The organism is Nitratireductor luteus, assembly GCF_026162365.1.
GTDB lineage: Bacteria > Pseudomonadota > Alphaproteobacteria > Rhizobiales > Rhizobiaceae > Chelativorans > Chelativorans luteus.
Genome location: NZ_JAOANW010000014.1, coordinates 108,653 through 127,846, shown reverse-complemented (window position 1 = coordinate 127,846; position 19,194 = coordinate 108,653). Strand labels below are relative to the sequence as shown.

The window sequence follows — 19,194 nt, the reverse complement described above, 5'->3', positions numbered from 1 at the left end:
CGCAAAACCATGGAGGAGTAACATGCGTAGTCTGAAGACACTTTTATGCACCGCCGCGGCGGTTGCCGCCCTCACCGGCGCTTCCGTTGCCAAGGATCTCGAAAGCATAGGCATCTCGGTGGGCCTGCTCGGCAACCCGTTCTTCGTGGCCACCATCAAGGGCATCGAAGACCGGGCAAAGGAGATCAATCCCGACGTTCAGGTGACGTCGGTCTCGGCCGACTACGACCTCAACAAGCAGGTCTCCCAGATCGACAATTTCATCGCCGCGGGCGTTGATATCATCATGCTCAACGCTGTCGATGCCAGCGCGATCGCCCCGGCGGTCAAGCGCGCCAAGGACGCAGGCATCGTTGTCGCCGCCTTCGACGTTTCGGCGCCCGGCGCCAATGTCACGGTCATGACGGATAACGTGGCGGCCGGCGCCAAGGCCTGCCAGTACATCGTCGACAATCTGGAAGGCGGCGAAGGCAACGTCATCATCATAAACGGCCCTCAATCCTCGTCGATCATCGACCGGGTTAAGGGCTGCAAGGACGTCCTGTCCAAGCACGAGGGCATCACCATCCTGTCCGACGATCAGAATGGCCAGGCCTCGCGTGACGGCGGGCTCTCGGTCATGGAGGGCCTGTTGACCCGCTATGACGACATCGATGCGGTCTTCGCCATCAACGACCCGACCGGAATCGGCGCCTCGCTCGCGGCAAAACAGCTTGGCCGCGACGACTTCTTCATCACGGCGGTCGACGGGGCGCCCGACATCGAGGAGGCTTTGTCCTCCGGCAACTCGATGATCAAGGCGTCCGCATCCCAGGACCCCTATGTCATGGCCGGCATGGCGCTCAAGATGGGCTACGACGTCTTCATGGGCAACACGCCCGAGGAAGACACGGTTCTTCTGGAGCCGGAGCTCATCACGGCGGAGAATGTGGACAGCTACAAGGGCTGGACGGCCAAGCGCTGATTTGACGCCAAACGGGATGCGCCCGGCTCTGCGGGCGCATCCGGCACCGTTCATTTTATTCGGGAATAGCAGGGAATGTCGCTTTCGCAGCTCAGGCAGTCGGTTCTGGAAGCCAATCTCGCCACGGTGCGCCACGGCCTGGTGCTGGCCACTTTCGGCAATGCCAGCGGGATCGACCGTGAAAGCGGCAGGGTGGTCATCAAGCCGAGCGGTGTCGCCTACGAGGCGATGACGGCGGACCATATGGTGGTGACCGATATCGACGGCCGGTCGCTGGACAACAAGTACAAACCGTCCTCGGACCTCGATACCCACACGACCCTTTACAGGGCTTTCACGGAGATCGGTGCCGTCATCCACACCCATTCCACCTATGCCACGATCATGGCGCAAAGCCTGATGCCGATAGTGCCGCTCGGTACCACACATGCCGACTATTTTCGCGGCGAGATTCCGGTGACGCGGCATCTGACGTCCGAGGAGATCGAGGGCGGCTATGTCGCGGCGACGGGGGAGGTCATCGTCGAGACCTTCAAGGGCCGCAATCCGCTGGAGGTGCCGGCCGTGCTGGTCGCCGGCCACGGGCCATTCGTTTGGGGCCGGACGACGGACGAAGCGGTGCTGAATGCGCTGATCCTGGAAGAGGTCGCCAAGATGGCGTGGCATTCGCACACCCTGAACCCGGGCCTGAAGCCCATTCCCGACAGCCTGCTCGACTACCACTATCGAAGAAAGCACGGCGCCGGCGCAACTTACGGACAGTAGGGCGCCAGTGGGCCCGTTCGGACGCACCGGCGCTCTATCTTGTTGTTCTTCCGCATTTATGCGGACGTCAGGTGATTCCACCTGACTGCAAAATACTATAGAAGCTGGAACGGGGGAGATATGACGATCATTGCCGGCGCCGATTTCGGCACTCTGAGCGTTCGGGTCACCATCATGGACACCCGGACCGGCACGACGCTTTCTTCGGCTTCGGCCGAATATCCGCTCGAGCGTTCGGAGAAAAATCCTCTCCTTGCCCGTCAGGCCCATGCCGACCACATGGGCGCGCTCACCCGCGCCATGCGGGCGGCTGTCGCCGAGGCTGGTATAGACGGAACGCAGATCGCCGCCTTTGCCGCCGACACCACGGGATCGAGCGTGATCGCCGTCGACCGGAACCTGGAGCCGCTCGACGACTACTATCTGTGGTGCGATCACCGTGCTCATGCGGAAGCTGCCGAAATCACCGAGCATGCCCGCAGGGAAGGGCTGGAGGCGCTGGACTGGAGCGGCGGCGTCTATTCCCATGAATGGGGTTACGCCAAGCTCCTGCACTTCCTGCGGCATAACCCCGACAAGCGTGATCGGGTCGCCGCCGCACTCGAGCATTGCGACATGCTGGCGGCCACCCTGTGCGGCATTAAATCCGTCGCGGACCTGCCGCGCAGCATCTGCGCCATGGGGCACAAATGGATGTGGGGCGCCCGGTGGGGCGGACCGCCACCCCAGGACTTCCTCACGCGCGTCGACCCCCTGTTCGATGGCGTCAACGCCAGGCTCGATGGCCGTTATGGCACTTCGCTGGTGCTTGCGGGACACCTTTGCCCCGAATGGGCCGAAAGGTTGGGCCTTGCGGCAGGTATCCCCATCCCTATCGGCGCCTTCGACGCCCATTGGGACGCTGTCGGCAGCGGCTGCCGTGAAGGCGACGTCGTCAATGTGATCGGCACGTCGACCTGCATCATCGCGCTCGGCGACGACGAGACAAAGCCCGTCGCCGGCATTTGCGGCACCGTGCCCGGAAGCGTCATCCCGGGCCTGGTCGGCATCGAAGCCGGCCAGTCGGCCACCGGCGATATCTTCGAGGCCATAGCGCGGCGGGCTGGCAGCGACGTCGCCAGCCTATGTGGCAGGCTTGACGGCTACGGCCCCGGATCGACCGGCCTGATGCGGCTGACCTGGGACAATGGCGACCGCACCGTGCTGGTGCGTTCGGATCTGGGCGGCGTCACGCTCGGATGGGACCTGTCGCACACGGCCGCCGATGAAATGCACGCCGCGATCGAAGGCATGGCCATGCATACGAGGATCATCATCGACCGCATGGGCGAGGGCGGGCTTTCCTTCCAGCGTGTCGTCAATGCCGGCGGCATTCCCCAGAAAAACGAGATCCTCAACCAGATCTACGCCGATGTCCTCGGCTGCGAGGTTCACGTGCCCTCGCGCTCCCCGGTCGGCGTCGGCGCATGCATATTCGCATCACTTGCCGCCGGTGTTTTCGGCGGCATAGCCGAAGCACAGGCAGCCCTGAGCCCGCCTTCCAAGGTCTACTACCCGAGGGCGGAAACCTCCGCGGCATATCAAGAACTCTACGGCCTCTTCAAAGCCCTCTATTTCGGGTTCGGCGAAGGCCGCCCCCTGGTCCTGCAGGAGGTCTTGCCAAAGCTCAGAGCCTTCCGCCTCGGTTCACCCGTTCGTTGAGGGGACTGGTGGGCAGTATCTGTCTCCTGCACCCCGATCGCGGAGGACGCCCTTATCCTAAAGGCCGGGCTAGATGTCGCTCTCTCGGAAAAGGTCTCGGTCGGCGTCTCCTATCCGGCCAGATCGCCAGCAAGGCACTCTTCCGCGCTCCAACGCACCAATGCGCCTCGCTTCTTCAGCGTTTACCTGAAATGTTGGACGGTTCGCCCGAACTCAATCCAAGTTCCACGAGGCGCCGAACCGCCTCCGATCTGGTAGGAAGATCGACTTGATTGCGGCGCCATTCGTCGATGCGCGCTAGCAGTTGGCCTGAAAGGCGCAGCTCAAAACGTTCAGTTTTCATCTCAGAGTGATTTGGTGAGTTTGACAATGGCAACTTCCGTAATGTACGGTACGTACGTAGGTTGTAGGCCTTATGATTTGCAGCTGAGCGACGTGCGCCAACACGCCGCTCAGCCTGACCATAACCCAAGCTGTATGGAGCTCGGATCATGGATGATTCGGACGATACCACGACTTTGCCTTCCGTCACGCGTAGGACATTGTTGACGGGGACGATAGCGACCACGGCAACTTTGCCGCTTTCCACCGCAGGAGCCGCCGCGGGTGCACTGGGGGGGAAACCCGCCTTCGACCCGGCGCTCGCACTGTGGAACGAGTGGAAGGCGGCGTATCGCAGAGCCTTGGCAGCATGCCGCAAGCAGCAGTGCCTGGAAAGCAGGCTGATCAACAGGGTCGGCTTTCCTTGCGCAGAGGTTTTCCTGCCGGACGAAGACGTGACCGTCACCGTCCACGATCCTGAACAGATCGAAGAACTCTTCGGGGACGATCCGTTCTGGGTCGGCACGCGTGCCAAGGCCGAGGCCGATTTGGCCGCCTATCAGGCCCGCTGGGATGCCGCCGACGAGGAACTCGGCTATTCCGCTGCCAAACAGGCCGAGCAGGACGCGGCCGATCACGAGCAGGATTTGTTCGATGCCCTCACCCATACGCCTGCCACATCGCTGGCCGGCATCGCCGGCAAGCTGGATGCGGTTCTCAGGGAGGGTGAGAGCTGGGAGGACTGCTCGGACTTTCCATGGCCGCAAATCCGCTCGGCCCTCGTCGATCTGGTGCGCCTCGGGCAGGCGATGCAGCCGGGCACCTTCATCCCCGGCAGTGATCGCGACGGTCCCTACCTGCGACGGCACCGGGACGGCTGCTGCTTCCAGGTCGGCAAGGGCCCGAGTGGGAGCAGGAGCTGACGGCCATGTCCGCGAACAAATCATCAGGCGAGAAGGAGCTGCGGGAGATGGCACGGCCGCCGCGCCGCAGCAAACCACCGGGTCAAAATGCCGAAGACAGCCGGTTGCTGCCGGCCGCGCCCCAAGAGGGTTCGGCCCCCGGCTCGGCATCTGGCGCAGGTGCAGGTGACGGAGGTTTCTCGATGTGGGGGCTGGCCGATCCGGATGCCGCAGCCAGGGCGGCGCTCGATCTCTTCGGCCCCTCCACCGCCGCAACCGCGGCAGCCGAGGCCGCCTTCACTGCCCGCTATGCAGGACGCGAAGCCGACTTTCGCTTCTGGTTCGCCACCTTCATCAGGCTGCGTGGCCTTGCGGCCGATGACGGGAAAGCGTCGTAGTGTCTGGCATGGCTTTCCCGGGCGCGTTCCTTGAGTTTTGCCGGAGGAAGCCGGCCGTTCAAGCCCGCTCGCGGTTCCCGCACGTCCCTTCGGACTGTGCGGTACGGACCGGCCTGGCAGCATTTCGGCAAGGGCATATGACGCGGACAAATGATCAGTGGCATCGTGGTGGGCGAACACCTTCTTGAAGTCGACATCGACTTACAACGGTATACAGCAAGTCCTCCTCCAGTCAGACCCCGTTACATCGACAAACTGGGCCAATAGCACCGGCGTAGCGGGGTGGTGGGGGCGCTCCATTGCCTGATTGCGTCTGATCCTCCATAAGCAGTCCGGCCAAGAGTATGTAGAAGGACGGCGGCCTGTGACGCGCGCACCAACTGTAGCGGTTTTGTTGGCGACCTATAATGGCGCGTCGTTTCTGGAGGAGCAACTGGATTCCATCGCTCGCCAGGACTTGCCTTTCATCGACGTGTGGGCGAGCGATGATGGGTCGACAGACGGCACTCTTGAGATCTTGGACGCCTGGCGCGCCCGATGGTGCAAGGGCGATTTTCATGTCACTGCCGGACCCCGGCAAGGCTACGTCGAGAATTTTCGTCGGATGATGGCCATGAAGTCCGTTGACGGCGCGTATATTGCTTTCAGCGATCAGGACGATGTCTGGGACCCAAACAAATTGTCCTATGCCGTAAAGAAACTTGATGAGGTGCAGCCGCGAGCTTTGGCTATGTACTGCGGCCGAACGAGGCTCATTGGGAAGGATGGCGCTGCAAGGGGCCTGTCCCCCCTTTTTTCCCGACAACCCGACTTCGGCAACGCAATCGTCCAAAGCATAGCTGGAGGAAATACCATCGTACTCAACAGAGCAGCTTTCGATCTCGTACATGAGAGTTGCCTGCGGACCAGTTTCGTCAGTCACGATTGGTGGTGCTATCAAATTATTTCGGGAGCAGGCGGCACAATCATCTACGATCCCATGCCAAGGGTCAGCTACCGCCAGCATGGCGGCAATCTTATCGGCGAGAACCAGGGCTGGGTTTCTCGCATGAAGCGCTTGCAAGCGCTGGCATATGGCAGGTTTGCTGACTGGAATGCCGTCAACGTTGCCGCACTCGATAGGTGCAGAGATCTGCTCGATGAAAGTGGGAGCCAGACGCTGGACGGTTTTAAAGCCGCTCGCAAGGGTGGTTCGCTGCAGAGCTTGCGTTCTCTGTGGACACACCGAATTCACCGCCAAACGCCGGTCTCGGACGTGGCGCTTTATCTTGCCGCAGCTTTTGGCAGATTGTAGTCAACATACATCGATCGTTGGAGGGTAGTTTGAAGGGTATTATTCTTGCAGGGGGAAGCGGCACGCGGCTCTATCCGCTGACCTTGGCTGTTTCGAAGCAGATACTGCCTGTGTACGACAAGCCAATGATATATTACCCTTTGAGCACGCTTATGCTCGCCGGGATTCGCGAAATCCTGATCATCTCAACGCCGCGTGACCTGGCGGCCTTCAAGGAACTTCTGGGAACTGGCGAGCAGTTCGGCGTTGCGTTCTCTTATGCGGAACAGCCTCAGCCAAACGGCCTTGCCGAAGCCTTTATCATCGGCCGCGATTTCATCGGCTCCGACCCTGTTTCGATGATCCTCGGCGACAACATCTATTATGGTGTTGGATTGCCGGCGCTTTGTGCCGCGGCGATCGAACAGGAGCGCGGGGCCACTGTTTTCGCCTACCACGTAGACGACCCGCAGCGCTACGGCGTGGTCGACTTCGATCGCGAAACCGGGCTGGCCCGCTCGATCGAGGAAAAGCCCGAGAAGCCGAAGTCCAGTTGGGCTGTCACGGGGCTCTATTTTTACGACAATGACGTTGTGGATATCGCTGCTAGCATCGAGCCATCGGTACGCGGCGAACTCGAGATTACGACAGTCAACAATACCTATCTCGAGCGTGGCAACTTGAGTGTTCAGCAATTGGGCAGGGGGTATGCTTGGCTCGACACCGGCACGCATGACAGCCTGCACGAAGCTTCCTCCTTCGTGCGGACCATCGAGCACCGCCAGGGAATAAAGATCGCCTGTCCGGAAGAGATCGGCTTCGAAATGGGCTGGCTCGGGGCGGAGCAGGTGCTGGAGCGCGCGAAAGACCTCGGCAAAACGGAATATGCCGCCTACCTGAAGCGCCGTGTATCGGAGAAGGAGGCGATATGATCGAGGTGCGCCCACTGGGCCTTGACGGCGTGCTCGAGATCATTCCGCGGAAATTCGGGGATGAGCGGGGCTATTTCAGCGAGACGTACAATCGGGAAGAATTTGCCGAACAGGGCGTGGGTATCGAATTCGTGCAGGACAACCAGTCCTATTCGGCGCGCAAGGGCGTGCTGCGCGGGCTCCATTTCCAATTGCCGCCGCGCGCGCAGGACAAGCTCGTACGCGTGCTGAAAGGCCGTATATTCGATGTGGCGGTGGATATCCGGCGCGGTTCCTCTACTTTCGGCCGTTGGGTGGGGCTGGAGCTTTCCGAAGAAAAATGGAACCAGATCCTGGTGCCCAAGGGCTTCGCTCACGGTTTTGTCACACTGGAAGAGCATACGGTCGTTGCCTACAAGGTGAGTGACTATTATTCGCCCGAGCACGATCGCGGTATTCGTTACGATGATCCGCAAATTGGCATAGATTGGCCGGTAAGAGACCTTGAAGTTCAGCTCTCGAAGAAAGATACAGAAGCACCTTTTTTTCGGGATTCCGAGACGTTTTGATCCAGCGTAGTACCAAAGCGGGGACAGCGCGCAATGAACATACTGGTAACCGGAGGGGCAGGTTTCATCGGCTCGGCCGTATGTCGCCTTCTTGCGGGAAGGGGAGATGTCAAGGTTGTCAACCTCGACAAGCTCACCTACGCGGGCAATCTTCAGTCGCTGCGCCCGATCGCGAACGCGGCGAGCTATAAACACTACTCTGTCGACATTTGCGACGATGCAAAGGTGCTGGAAATCCTCCGCCGCGAGGAAATCGACACCGTCATGCACCTGGCCGCCGAAAGCCATGTCGATCGTTCCATCGACGGTCCCGGCGCCTTCATCGAGACCAATGTGGTCGGGACCTTCCGGCTGCTTAACGCGGCGCTTTCCTATTGGCGGGAGCTGCCGTCCGGGAAGCAAGAGCGATTCCGCTTCCACCATGTTTCCACGGACGAGGTTTTCGGCGATCTGCCTTTCGACGACGGGGTCTTCACCGAGGAAACGCCCTATGCGCCTTCCTCGCCTTATTCGGCTTCCAAGGCGGCGTCGGATCATTTTGTGCGGGCCTGGCACGAGACCTACGGGCTGCCGGTCGTCCTGTCCAACTGCTCCAACAATTACGGGCCGTTCCATTTCCCGGAGAAACTGATCCCGCTGGTCATCCTCAATGCGCTCGATGAGCAGCCATTGCCTGTTTACGGTAAGGGGGCCAATATCCGCGACTGGCTTTACGTCGAGGATCACGCCCGCGCCTTGGAACTGGTCGCGACTAAGGGACAGGTCGGGCAGAGCTATAACATTGGCGGCCGTGCCGAGCGCACCAATCTTGGCGTCGTCGAGGCGATCTGCGACCTCCTGGATGAGAGGCGTCCGCGCGGGGGCGGTAAAAGCTATCGCGACCTGATCACCTTTGTCGCCGACCGGCCGGGTCATGACCGGCGTTATGCCATCGACCCGGCCAAGATCGAGCGCGAACTCGGCTGGAGGGCTGAGCATACTTTTGAAAGCGGCCTCGCCCGGACGATCGACTGGTATCTGGAAAACGAATGGTGGTGGGGCCCCATCCGCCGTGAACACTATCGCGGTGAGCGGCTCGGCGAGGGGGTAAAGGGGGCGGCATGAGGATTGTCGTCACCGGCAGCCAGGGCCAGGTCGTGCAGAGCCTTCTGGAAAGGGCGAAGGAGCGCCCCGACATTGAGGTGGTAACCATTGCCCGCCCTGTGCTCGACCTTGCCCGCCCTGAGACCGTGGCTCCGGCGCTTGAAGCCGCGCGGCCCGACCTCGTTGTTTCTGCGGCCGCTTATACGGCGGTCGACCAGGCCGAGGACGAGCCCGAGCTTGCCTTTGCCATCAATGCCAAAGGCGCAGGCGCAGTGGCCGAAGCGGCCGCAAGCCTCGATGTGCCCGTGATCCACCTTTCGACCGACTATGTCTTCGACGGCGCCAAGGAAGGCCCTTACCGGGAAGAAGACGCCCCGGCGCCGAAGAGCGTGTACGGCGCCTCCAAGCTTGCCGGGGAGGAGGCTGTGGCTGCAGCCAATCCGCGCCATTTCATTTTGCGCACGGCCTGGGTCTACAGCCCTTTCGGAAAGAACTTTGTGAAGACCATGCTGAGGCTGGCGGAAGCGCGAGACGAAGTCAGCGTAGTCGACGACCAGACGGGAAATCCTACCTCTGCGCTGGATATTGCTGACGGGATACTTGCTGTTGTCGAGCGTCAGGCGAGCGGCTCCGGTCCCTTTGGCTGCTATCATCTTACCGCAAGCGGCAGTGCAAGCTGGTACGACGTGGCGCGTCGCGTCTTCGAGGTCAGCAGCGTATGTGGAGGACCGACAGCCGAGGTACGGGCCATAAGTACGGCCGAATTCCCGACGAAAGCTAAACGACCGCGCAATTCACAGCTTGATAGTTCCCGCTTCGTCTCCAACTTTCGCTATTGCGCACCGGAGTGGCATCAAAGCACGAAGGCCGTCGTTCAGCGGCTAATCGGTAGCATGGGCCCGTCCGAGTGAAAGTTGGTCTGCGTTTAGACAGTTCGCGCGCGATCACGCGGAAGTGCGGGACATCAGCGGCAGGCCCCATCTGTGTTGGCCTTGTCATCAGGGAAGAGGGCTTCACTGAGTAATTTCGCCCTCCAGTATGCACGAATGAAGCAGTCCATCAGTCTGATCGCAGGCCTCGTCGCCCACGCTTCGCGGGATCACCATTTTGCCGCCAGAGTCATCGGTCGTGCTTGGCAGGTTTTCAGGCAGAAGGGAGTGCGCGGCCTTGTGAGGGTGCTTCGCACCAGAGGCGAAGCCGTTCTTAGAAGAAGCGTCAGCTACGAAAAATGGGTCATGCTTCATGATACCTTAGAGAACTCGGATATGGCCGCCCTGAAGGTTCAACTGGAGCAGCTCGATCATCGTCCGCTGATTTCCGTATTAATGCCGGTCTATAATACACCGGAGAAGTACTTAGCTGAAGCAATAGAAAGTGTTCTATCTCAAATATACGATAGGTGGGAGCTTTGTATTTGTGATGACGCTTCTACTGAGCCTCATGTGCGCCAGGTTCTCGGAAAATACAGCGAAGATTCCCGTGTAAAGGTGGCTTACTGCCGAGAAAACGGCCACATCTCGCGTGCTTCCAATGCTGCCCTCGAACTGGCGACGGGTGAATGGGTGGCAATGCTTGACCATGACGATGTCCTGCGGCCACATGCTCTAGCTGAGGTCGCCCTGGAAATCTGCCGTGATCCTGACGCTGTGCTGATCTATAGTGACGAGGATAAAATTGATGCGCAGGGGAAGCGCTTTGACCCTTATTTCAAACCCGACTTCTCCCGCGAGCTCTTCCGTTCGCAGAACTATCTTAATCACCTCACTGTCCATCGGACAGATAATATCCGCGCCGTTGGAGGTTGGCGTCCGGGCTTTGAAGGAAGTCAGGATTACGATCTGAATTTGCGCATCTTCGAGCGTATAGATCCCAAGCGAATCCGTCATGTTCCCAAGGTGCTCTACCATTGGCGAGCAATAAAGGGCTCGACAGCGTCCGAGGGCTCTGAAAAGAGCTATGCCTATGATGCTGGCTTGCGCGCCCTCAAGGAGCATGTGGAGCGGATGGGCCTTCCTGCGATAGTCGAGCAAGCCTCCGACACGCCGTTTTATCGCCTCCGTTTCTCTCTGCCGGAGCCGGAGCCTCTTGTGAGCCTGATTATTCCAACGCGCGACAAGGTTGAGCTTTTGCGTGGCTGCGTGGAGTCGATCCGTTCAAAGACTACTTACCAGAACTACGAAATTATTGTAGTAGATAACGGTTCGGTGGAGATGGAAACGCTATCCTATCTTGATATACTTAGTGAAGAAAAGAATACACGAGTATTGTATTACAAAAATAAATTTAACTATTCCGCTATCAATAATTTTGCTGCCAGCCAAGCTGCGGGATCGGTTATCGGACTCGTCAACAACGACATAGAGGTAATATCGCCGGATTGGCTGACGGAAATGGTTTCGTGGGCGGTCCAGCCGGATGTTGGTTGCGTAGGAGCAAAGCTCTACTACAATAACGACACGCTTCAGCACGGCGGCGTCATCACTGGTATTGGGGGAGTTGCCGGCCACTCTCACAAGCATTTTTCCCGTAGTCACCCAGGATATTTTTACAGGCTGAAGGTCATACAGAACCTCTCCGCTGTAACGGCGGCATGCCTTGTCGTGCGTAAGGATGTCTTTGAAGGGGTCGGTGGCTTCAACGAGAAGGACCTGACCATCGCCTTCAATGATGTGGACCTTTGTCTGAAGATTCGGGAGGCCGGTTATCTCAATGTTTGGACGCCTTACGCCGAACTTTATCATCTCGAAAGCGTCTCACGGGGGGCAGAGGATGATCCCGACAAGATCAGGCGCTTTCAGGCGGAAATAGCCTATATGAAGAGGCGGTGGCCCCTCATCCCGGATCCCTATTATTCGGTCAACTTGACGCTCGATCGGGAGGACTTTTCACTTGGAGTCTAGTGCAGGAACCGCAGCGGGTCCGAAAATGGCCATTGGTGCGATCGTCAAGAATGAAGGTCCATACATTCTGGAGTGGGTTGCCTATCATCGTGTTCTGGGCATCGAGCGGTTTTTTATCGCCGACAACAATTCTGACGATGGCACGACGGAACTGCTGGCGACCTTGCGCTCCATCGGCCTGATCGACCATATTCGCTTTCCGCACGTCCCGGGAAAGGCTCCGCAGCTTCCCGCCTATGTAGAAATCATGCGTCGACATGCGCGTGACGCGGAATGGATCGCTTTCATTGATGCGGACGAGTTCTTCCATCTCGCGGATGACTACCGGTCGATCCCGTTGTTGTTCAATGGATTCGGCAGGGACGTGGGAGCGGTGGTTGTCAATTGGGCCACCTACGGCTCGTCGTTCCGAACGGAGCCGTCCCAGGGGTTGGTGGTGGAGCGGTTCATCCATCGGGCCGAGAAGAACTTCGGCGTAAATCACCATTACAAGTCAGTGCTCCGCCCATCAGCCTACTTGTCGCACAGTGGAACGCCTCATCATTTTAAGGTTGGGCGCAAATTCCGCCATGCTTACGCAGATGGCAAGCCGCTGTCCGAACATCCAGTGCACGGTATCGGCTTGAGCGCCAGCGTATGTTGGAGCCCCCTCCGTCTAAACCATTACGTCGTTAAATCACGTGCTGAGTTCGATCGGAAGAAGGCGGCGCGAGGTCGAGCGACGACTACGACCGATAAGCGGGGAGAAGATTTTTTCCTGGGTCACGACCGCAATGAGGTACGCGATCCCATGCCTGCCCATTTGGTCCAGGCGACGAACGAAGAAATGGAAAAAATAAGAACGGCGTTGCGGAGGAATGGTTGCGACGAGCCGATCATCCGGCTTGATGACACGGTATCGGCATTGACGCCGTTTGCCTGCCCTGACAAAGCCATGCAGAAAGCCGAACGTTAGGTCACAACAAATCGTGGGTGCACGAAAGTCCCTTGGAAAATGCAAAAAGCTGCGCCAAGAGATAACGACAACATTGAGGGGGAATTTTTGTGAAGGCAGGTTCAGAAAGGCAGCGCGCTCGCAAGGCAACTGAGCGCTACGCGATTCTCGTCCTGGGCATGCATCGCTCCGGCACGAGCGCGTTCACGCGTGTCCTGAGCCTTGCGGGCTGCGATCTGCCCAAGACGCTGATGGGCGCCCACAAGACCAATGAAACCGGACACTGGGAATCGACAAACATCCAGCGACTCAACGACCGAATCCTGGAATCCGCCGGCACGAGCTGGGATGATTGGCTGGAGTTCAATCCCGGCTGGCTCCGATCGCCGAAGCTGAAGGAATTTCGCGAAGAGGCGCTCGCTGCACTGAAAGAGCAGTTCGGCTCCTCCTCGCTATTGGTGCTCAAAGATCCTCGAATCTGCCGCATGGCCCCCTTCTGGCTGGACGTTCTGGAGCGGGCCGGCATTGCGCCGCTGGTCGTTTCCCCAATCCGCAATCCGCTGGAAGTCGGCGCTTCGCTGGAAAAGCGCAACGGCTTCGAGCCGGACTTCGGTTATCTGCTGTGGCTGCGGCATGTGCTCGATGCCGAGGTCGCCTCGCGCGGGTTGCCGCGCTTTTTCGCGAGCTATGAACAGTTGATGAAGGATTGGAACCGCGTGATGAAGGGCGCGGAGGCGGCCCTGGGCATCGGTTGGCCGCGGCTATCCGGCAATGCGGCGGCGGAGATCGATGGTTTCCTGTCGGAGCGATACAGGCACCACCGGGAAGCGCCGGAACGTGTCGCCGAAAACCCCATGCTGTCCGGCTGGCTGCGCGATACCTTCCAGATTTTCAGCGCCTGGACGGCCGAGGGTGAAAGGCAGGAGGATTTTCCCGTTCTCGACCGTATCCGGGCCGAACTCGGCACTGCGGGGCCCGCCTTCGGGCGCCTGATCGTGGCTGGGCGGAAGGCCGCGAAAAAATCGCGGGAGCTGGATCAGGCATTGGCGGAGCGGGCGGAGAAGGCAGAGCGCCTCGAGGCCGAGTTGGAGAGCCGGGCTCATGCGGCGGCCGAAGCGGAAGAGGCGCTTGCCGCCGCGCATGATAAACTCTCGGAGACCGATGGCGCACTCGCCAAGGCTCGCCAGGAGGCCGACCGGATGGCGGAGGCCTATGCCAGGCAGGAGGCGCTTGCGGCCAGCTACAAGGAACAGGTCGAACTGCTGCTGGGCGACCTGAAAACGCAAACGGAAGCCGTGCTGGTGAAGGCCGAAAAACCGACGGACAACCCCCTTGCCGAAAAACCAGCGGACAAACGTCCTGCCGAAATGCAGCAGATCGAACGCCGGCTGCAGGCTGCCGAAAAGCAGCAGGGCGAGTACCGCCAGCAGATTGCCGAAAAGCAGCGGGTGGAGCGCAGCTTACAGGAGCGTTTCTCGGAGATCGCCACGCTGACGCAGCTCCTGCGCGTGAAGGAAGAGCAGGCGGAATGGTTGCGGCAGGTCGCATCGACCCTGATCGGCGACAGCCGCAGAGGCCGGCTCGCCGGCCTGCTGCCCGGCCCTCTGGCCCTTGCCCTGCGCAAGATCCAGTTGAAGCGCCGGGGCCTGTTTGACGGTCAAGCTTACCTACAGGCGCATCCTGACGTCTCGCAGGACCGCGCCGAACCATTGCGCCACTACATCAGCCACGGCATGATGGAAGGGCGTCGGCGCAGCTGACGCGGAGGGGCGCTCGAATCATGCCATTATTGGTTGACGCGCTGTTGGCCAATAGCCGATACAGGGCAAGGCCCAGTGCCGCAGCCGGCCGCTGCTTTTGCCATCGTCCGGGAAGCGTTAATGGCTAGTCCGGAGGAAACAGTTCAAAGCATCCGGAAGGTCTCTGGCACAAGAAGGTGCCGGCACGAAATTGGCAGCACGAAGGGGAGCGGTGTGAATCGCTTTAGCAAAGAAGATATCGAGGCCATCCGCACATCGGGCTTGTTCGATGCCGACTGGTATTTGAGGACCTATCCGGACGTGAAGGCGCTCGGCATGGACCCGATCGAACACTATCTGTGGCTTGGCGCTAGGCTTGGGCGCGACCCATCAGAGATTTTCAATTCACGACGTTATCTCGATTTGAATGAAGACGTAGCAGCTGCAGGTATTGATCCATTGCTGCATTACGTGAAGTTCGGGTTGAAAGAGGGGCGATTTCCACGAAGCTCAGAACTGCCTACTCCGCAGCTCGCAGCAGTGCCTCGATTCAGGCAGTCTGCTGTTGCAAATCAAGATATCAGCCTCGCCCGTGGCCCCGAGTTTGCGAAGAGCTGGCCAGACGTTTCGCGCATCGCGCGATTTTTCTCGGAGGCAGAAATTGCCAACGACCTGGAGAGAATACCAGAAGCTCTCATAGAGATTTCAGGAGAGATAATCGATTCCGCTAAGATAAAACCGACTGTATCAGTTGTCATACCAACGTATAATCGTCGTGATACAGTAGGCAATGCAATTCGCTCCGCGATGAGGCAATACTCGAAGCCGCATGAGATTATTATATCGGACGATGGGAGTACAGATGGCACCATTGGTTTCCTGAATTCGAACTTTCGGGGAGAAATAAACTCTGGGTTTATTAAAATAATAGGCAACAAGCATGGAGGTGTCTCTGCCGCCCGTAATGCTGGGCTAATGATCGCCAGTGGAGATCTTATAGCGTACCTTGATAGTGATAATAGCTGGCGACCTGAGTACCTTCTGGTGATGAGTGCTGCATTTGCAGAGTGTGAGCATCTCTATACTGCCTACGCTGCGCTAAAGTCTCATAACATCTCTACTGGGCAGACTAATTTTCGTGCGTCAAATTTCGATCGGACGCAACTCCTAAAAGGAAACTTCATTGACCTAAATGTTTTTATGCATAGACGGGCTTTGTTCGATCAGCTCGGTGGATTCGATGAGAGGCTAACGAGGTTGGTCGACTGGGATGTGATACTCAGGTACACTAAGCTTTTTGAACCGATGTACCTCCCATTCTGCGCCGTAGACTATTATTTAGATCGAGATAACCTAAAAAATATAACATTCACTGAGGGCCTTGAAAAAAATTATAGGCGGATTGCGAGGAAAAACTTCCAGGACAGAATTAGAAACGGAATTGACACCCTAAAAATAGGATATTTTGTCTTTGATTTCCCGGCACTCTCGCAGACTTTTGTCTTAAATGAGTTGAGATGGCTGAAAGAAAACGGTTATGATGTAAAGGTGTTCTATGCACGCGACCCGGAAAGAAAAGCAGTCTTGGACTTTTCCATAGACGCCATTCAGGTAGGTGATGCACATGCGCTAGCGCAGGCATTGATCGAAACGGGAAGAAACATCTGTCATAGTCACTTTGCATATCCAGGAGTGACGCTTTTCGTTCAGCCTGCATGTGAGTTGGCTGAAGTAAATTACACCTACATGCCTCATGCCGTTGACATCTTTCATCACAAGAACCGAGATCGCAGTCGTTTAGAAAAGATATCAAATGACGAAAGATGTCTTCGCGTTTTTGTCTATGGTGACCACCATCGGCGTTTCTTGGAAGCGAAGGGCGTTGATCGGCACAAAATCTCCTATAATTTTCAAGCTATCGAAGAAGAAGATTTTCGTGTCGCGTGCCCGCCCCGCGTCACTCCCGAACGTCGGTCATGGCGGGGTGTAGTGATCGCGCGGTTTATCGAGAAGAAGGGAATAGGATACCTGATCGAGGCTGCTGCGCACTTGCACGACCTTCCTGTTTCGTTCGTGGTCTATGGATATGGGTCACTCGAAGAGTCCTACAGGCGACGGGTCTTGGAATTGGGACTGACCAATATCGAATTTCCTGGCGCGATTGAAGGGCGCGAGGAACTCGCCAAAGCCTATACGGATGCAGATTTCGTTGTGGTGCCGTCTGTAGAGGCGTCAGATGGAGACATCGATGGCTTCCCGACAGTGATACTGGAAGCCATGGCGGCAGAGAAGCCTGTGATAACAACAGCCGTATCAGCTGTTCCGGACTATTTGCGTGATGGTATTGAGGCGTTGGTAGCTCAACCGCGTGACCCGAATAGCTTAGCTGCAGCTATTCGAAGGCTCTTCGCTATGTCGGAGGCGGAGCGTGCCGAACTGATAGCAGGTGCTCGCCAGTTCCTGAAGGCGAGGGTCGGAGCCGACAACACAATTCGGCGTCTGCTCGATATCTGGCAGGGACACGAGATAGAAATTTTCACTGTGACCTACAACACTGAAAAGTATGACAGCAAAGATGATACTATCGAGATAATTAGGAGAATATTGGAAAAGACAACAACAAGGTTTTCTCTAACTATAGTCGACAATGGGAGTGAAAGTGAGTTTATATGTGCTATCAAGGAATTGATAGCCGGCTGGCATAACGTGAGGTTGATAGAAAATAGAAAAAACGTTTATTGCGGACCTGCCTCGAACCAAGCGCTGTCATACGGGAATGCGGAGTTTGCGATCTATGTGTGCAGTAAAGAGGGGTTCATCAAAGATCACGGTTGGGAGCGAGCGATCATCGAACGAATGCGTGCCAACCCTGACTATGCGATCGCCGGATATAAGACGCATCTCCCAAAAGCGACGCTAGGAAGGGAGATGGTGCGTCACCCGCAGTTCCCAAAGTTCCGCAATCAACATTTTGCACATAGCAATCCGCATAGAGCACTGTCGCATGTTCAAGGAGGGGTGTATGCCATTCGTCGTGACACTTTGGTCAAGCACGGTTGGTTCAGTGATCAGCTTACTCAAGATCTCATGGATGTTGAATACTCATATTTTCTGGAGAGTAGAGGGGCTGTAACTGGGGAAATTGATGAAATCAAATCTATCTCGGCGAAAACGCTACCACGGCTTACCGCAGTCGTGGACGAAGGTACCGTAATTGCTCATCCGCTGTCCGCCAAAACCGTCGCGTCTGTCTTGGATGTTGCCAATAGCCGCGGAAAGTGGCGCTGCAATCTTTGCGGACAGGTACACGAAAAGGATGAAATTAGCTTTGCTGACCCGGCAAGAGTAGTGCTGTGTGGGTCTTGCGGCTCGACGCCTTTTGGACGCGCGATTGTTGCATTCATTGCCCATGACCATAGGACGCATCGAGGCAAAAGCGCAGCGCTCCTCGGAAGGGACACGGGCCTCAGGCGTTTTTTGGAGGATCGGCTCTATGGTCTCTCTACCGCCGCTGACTTCAAGGCATTCGAAAAGGGAGATCAGAAATTTACAACGGTTATCGCCGATCTAGATGTGGCGTATGCAAATATGCAGTTCCAACTGACGAGCAAAGTGATTGATGCTCTGGAGCCCGATGGCCTCGCTCTGATTGGAGGTCAGTCAGTCAGAGAACTCGCAGCGGATCCTTTAATTGCGAAGCGTCTACGAGAACGAGGCTTTCGAGCGAGCATTCATAAGAAGTCGAGTCAATTCTTAGCGTCCGATTGGCGACCCATTATGACAATAAAACCTGCATACGCTTTAAGTGGCGATCTCAAATGAATATCGCCATAGTAGGAGGAGCAGGATTCATAGGTACCAGCATCTACGCGGCGTTTGCGCGTCAGGGCTTTCGCGTTCAGATCATCGATTCTGGCCGGCGGCTCGCGCGCGTAGCCGGGCTATTGCAAGGTGTAGATACCGTAATGACCGACGGTCTCGCCACTGCCGGGGCGACGCAAAGTCTCAAGGGCACCGATGTCCTTATACACCTCGCTTGGACTTCCCATCCTGCGGATTCGATGGACGGAATGGTCAAAGACGCGAGTGAAAACATCGTGGCCAGCGTCAATCTATTCAGCAGAGCGGCCTCACTCGGCGTCCGGAAAATTATCTTTGCGTCAAGTGGCGGTACTGTGTACGGCAATACGGACCGCGTTCCTACAGCGGAAGATGAGCCACTTAATCCCATATCAGCATATGGAGTATCCAAAGCCGCCGTCGAAAGATACTTGAGACTGATCGCCTTTCATCAGAAACTTGAAGGGGTCAGTTTGCGTATTGCAAATCCATTTGGGCCGTACCAACTCAAAGGCGTGCCGATAGGTGTTATCGCAAATTTTCTGCGATCTATACAAAACCATGAGCCTCTGAGAATCTATGGCGATGGGACGATTATTCGAGACTATATCTGGATTGAAGACGTAGCAGATGCATTTCTGGCAGCAACGCAGTTGTCGATTCCTTCAGGAGAATACAATATCGGTACAGGCGAAGGCTATTCGATCAATCGCATTGCACAATTGCTGGAAGAAGCAATTGGAAAGTCGCTTGCGCGAGAGCAGGCGGCCCTGCGCACTTTCGATGTACAGAAAGTCATTCTTGATAATGCGAAATTTAGCAGAGTCACAGGTTGGGAGCCAAGAGTCGGGATTGCAGACGGAATAAGGAAAATGGTCGAATGCCAGAGATAAC

15 protein-coding genes are annotated in these 19,194 nt (G+C 57.3%); all 15 read left to right on the top strand.

The features are described from left to right. The first annotated feature begins 22 nt into the window (after nucleotides 1-22). Complete coding sequence (locus tag N1058_RS19020) at nucleotides 23-964, top strand: ABC transporter substrate-binding protein (protein WP_265519173.1); 942 nt, start codon at nucleotides 23-25, stop codon at nucleotides 962-964. Nucleotides 965-1,039: 75 nt separating this feature from the next. After that, nucleotides 1,040-1,729: an L-ribulose-5-phosphate 4-epimerase AraD gene (araD, locus tag N1058_RS19015; protein ID WP_265519172.1), complete on the top strand. Its 690-nt coding sequence runs from the start codon at nucleotides 1,040-1,042 to the stop codon at nucleotides 1,727-1,729. Between the two features lie 120 nt (nucleotides 1,730-1,849). Then, entirely contained in the window at nucleotides 1,850-3,430 is a 1,581-nt protein-coding gene (locus N1058_RS19010; RefSeq protein ID WP_265519171.1) for a ribulokinase, read from the top strand. 491 nt (nucleotides 3,431-3,921) lie between these two features. Continuing rightward, complete coding sequence (locus tag N1058_RS19005) at nucleotides 3,922-4,674, top strand: hypothetical protein (protein ID WP_265519170.1); 753 nt, start codon at nucleotides 3,922-3,924, stop codon at nucleotides 4,672-4,674. A gap of 5 nt (nucleotides 4,675-4,679) precedes the next feature. Continuing rightward, entirely contained in the window at nucleotides 4,680-5,051 is a 372-nt protein-coding gene (locus N1058_RS19000; RefSeq protein WP_265519169.1) for a hypothetical protein, read from the top strand. Nucleotides 5,052-5,415: 364 nt separating this feature from the next. Beyond that, nucleotides 5,416-6,345, top strand: a complete 930-nt coding sequence (locus N1058_RS18995; protein WP_265519168.1) for a glycosyltransferase family 2 protein — start codon at nucleotides 5,416-5,418, stop codon at nucleotides 6,343-6,345. Nucleotides 6,346-6,374: 29 nt separating this feature from the next. Continuing rightward, nucleotides 6,375-7,256, top strand: coding sequence for a glucose-1-phosphate thymidylyltransferase RfbA (gene rfbA, locus N1058_RS18990; RefSeq protein ID WP_265519209.1), 882 nt, complete (start codon nucleotides 6,375-6,377; stop codon nucleotides 7,254-7,256). Continuing rightward, nucleotides 7,253-7,804, top strand: a complete 552-nt coding sequence (gene rfbC / locus N1058_RS18985) for a dTDP-4-dehydrorhamnose 3,5-epimerase (RefSeq protein WP_265519167.1) — start codon at nucleotides 7,253-7,255, stop codon at nucleotides 7,802-7,804. The genes rfbA and rfbC overlap by 4 nt, the downstream gene beginning before the upstream one ends. Nucleotides 7,805-7,837: 33 nt before the next feature. After that, the gene (gene rfbB / locus N1058_RS18980; RefSeq protein ID WP_265519166.1) at nucleotides 7,838-8,908 is read left to right on the top strand and encodes a dTDP-glucose 4,6-dehydratase; all 1,071 of its coding nucleotides are present in this window, start codon (nucleotides 7,838-7,840) and stop codon (nucleotides 8,906-8,908) included. Further along, complete coding sequence (rfbD, locus tag N1058_RS18975; RefSeq protein ID WP_265519165.1) at nucleotides 8,905-9,798, top strand: dTDP-4-dehydrorhamnose reductase; 894 nt, start codon at nucleotides 8,905-8,907, stop codon at nucleotides 9,796-9,798. Before rfbB ends, rfbD begins: the two co-directional genes overlap by 4 nt. 135 nt (nucleotides 9,799-9,933) lie before the next feature. Next, nucleotides 9,934-11,787: a glycosyltransferase family 2 protein gene (locus tag N1058_RS18970; protein WP_265519164.1), complete on the top strand. Its 1,854-nt coding sequence runs from the start codon at nucleotides 9,934-9,936 to the stop codon at nucleotides 11,785-11,787. Between the two features lie 25 nt (nucleotides 11,788-11,812). Then, nucleotides 11,813-12,742: a glycosyltransferase family 2 protein gene (locus tag N1058_RS18965; protein WP_265519163.1), complete on the top strand. Its 930-nt coding sequence runs from the start codon at nucleotides 11,813-11,815 to the stop codon at nucleotides 12,740-12,742. 89 nt (nucleotides 12,743-12,831) lie between these two features. Next, on the top strand, nucleotides 12,832-14,481 hold the full coding sequence (locus N1058_RS18960; RefSeq protein ID WP_265519162.1) for a sulfotransferase family protein: 1,650 nt from the start codon (nucleotides 12,832-12,834) through the stop codon (nucleotides 14,479-14,481). A gap of 75 nt (nucleotides 14,482-14,556) precedes the next feature. Continuing rightward, complete coding sequence (locus tag N1058_RS18955) at nucleotides 14,557-18,282, top strand: glycosyltransferase (protein WP_265519161.1); 3,726 nt, start codon at nucleotides 14,557-14,559, stop codon at nucleotides 18,280-18,282. Then, nucleotides 18,279-19,193, top strand: a complete 915-nt coding sequence (locus N1058_RS18950; RefSeq protein WP_265519160.1) for an NAD-dependent epimerase/dehydratase family protein — start codon at nucleotides 18,279-18,281, stop codon at nucleotides 19,191-19,193. Before N1058_RS18955 ends, N1058_RS18950 begins: the two co-directional genes overlap by 4 nt. Nucleotide 19,194: the final 1 nt, after the last annotated feature.

Coding starts and splice junctions, on each gene's coding strand:
- N1058_RS18950 (WP_265519160.1), top strand. CDS start 18,279: ATGAATATCGCCATAGTAGGAGGAGCAGGATTCATAGGTACCAGCATC.
- araD (WP_265519172.1), top strand. CDS start 1,040: ATGTCGCTTTCGCAGCTCAGGCAGTCGGTTCTGGAAGCCAATCTCGCC.
- N1058_RS19010 (WP_265519171.1), top strand. CDS start 1,850: ATGACGATCATTGCCGGCGCCGATTTCGGCACTCTGAGCGTTCGGGTC.
- rfbB (WP_265519166.1), top strand. CDS start 7,838: ATGAACATACTGGTAACCGGAGGGGCAGGTTTCATCGGCTCGGCCGTA.
- N1058_RS19005 (WP_265519170.1), top strand. CDS start 3,922: ATGGATGATTCGGACGATACCACGACTTTGCCTTCCGTCACGCGTAGG.
- N1058_RS19020 (WP_265519173.1), top strand. CDS start 23: ATGCGTAGTCTGAAGACACTTTTATGCACCGCCGCGGCGGTTGCCGCC.
- N1058_RS18970 (WP_265519164.1), top strand. CDS start 9,934: ATGAAGCAGTCCATCAGTCTGATCGCAGGCCTCGTCGCCCACGCTTCG.
- rfbC (WP_265519167.1), top strand. CDS start 7,253: ATGATCGAGGTGCGCCCACTGGGCCTTGACGGCGTGCTCGAGATCATT.
- rfbD (WP_265519165.1), top strand. CDS start 8,905: ATGAGGATTGTCGTCACCGGCAGCCAGGGCCAGGTCGTGCAGAGCCTT.
- N1058_RS19000 (WP_265519169.1), top strand. CDS start 4,680: ATGTCCGCGAACAAATCATCAGGCGAGAAGGAGCTGCGGGAGATGGCA.
- N1058_RS18965 (WP_265519163.1), top strand. CDS start 11,813: ATGGCCATTGGTGCGATCGTCAAGAATGAAGGTCCATACATTCTGGAG.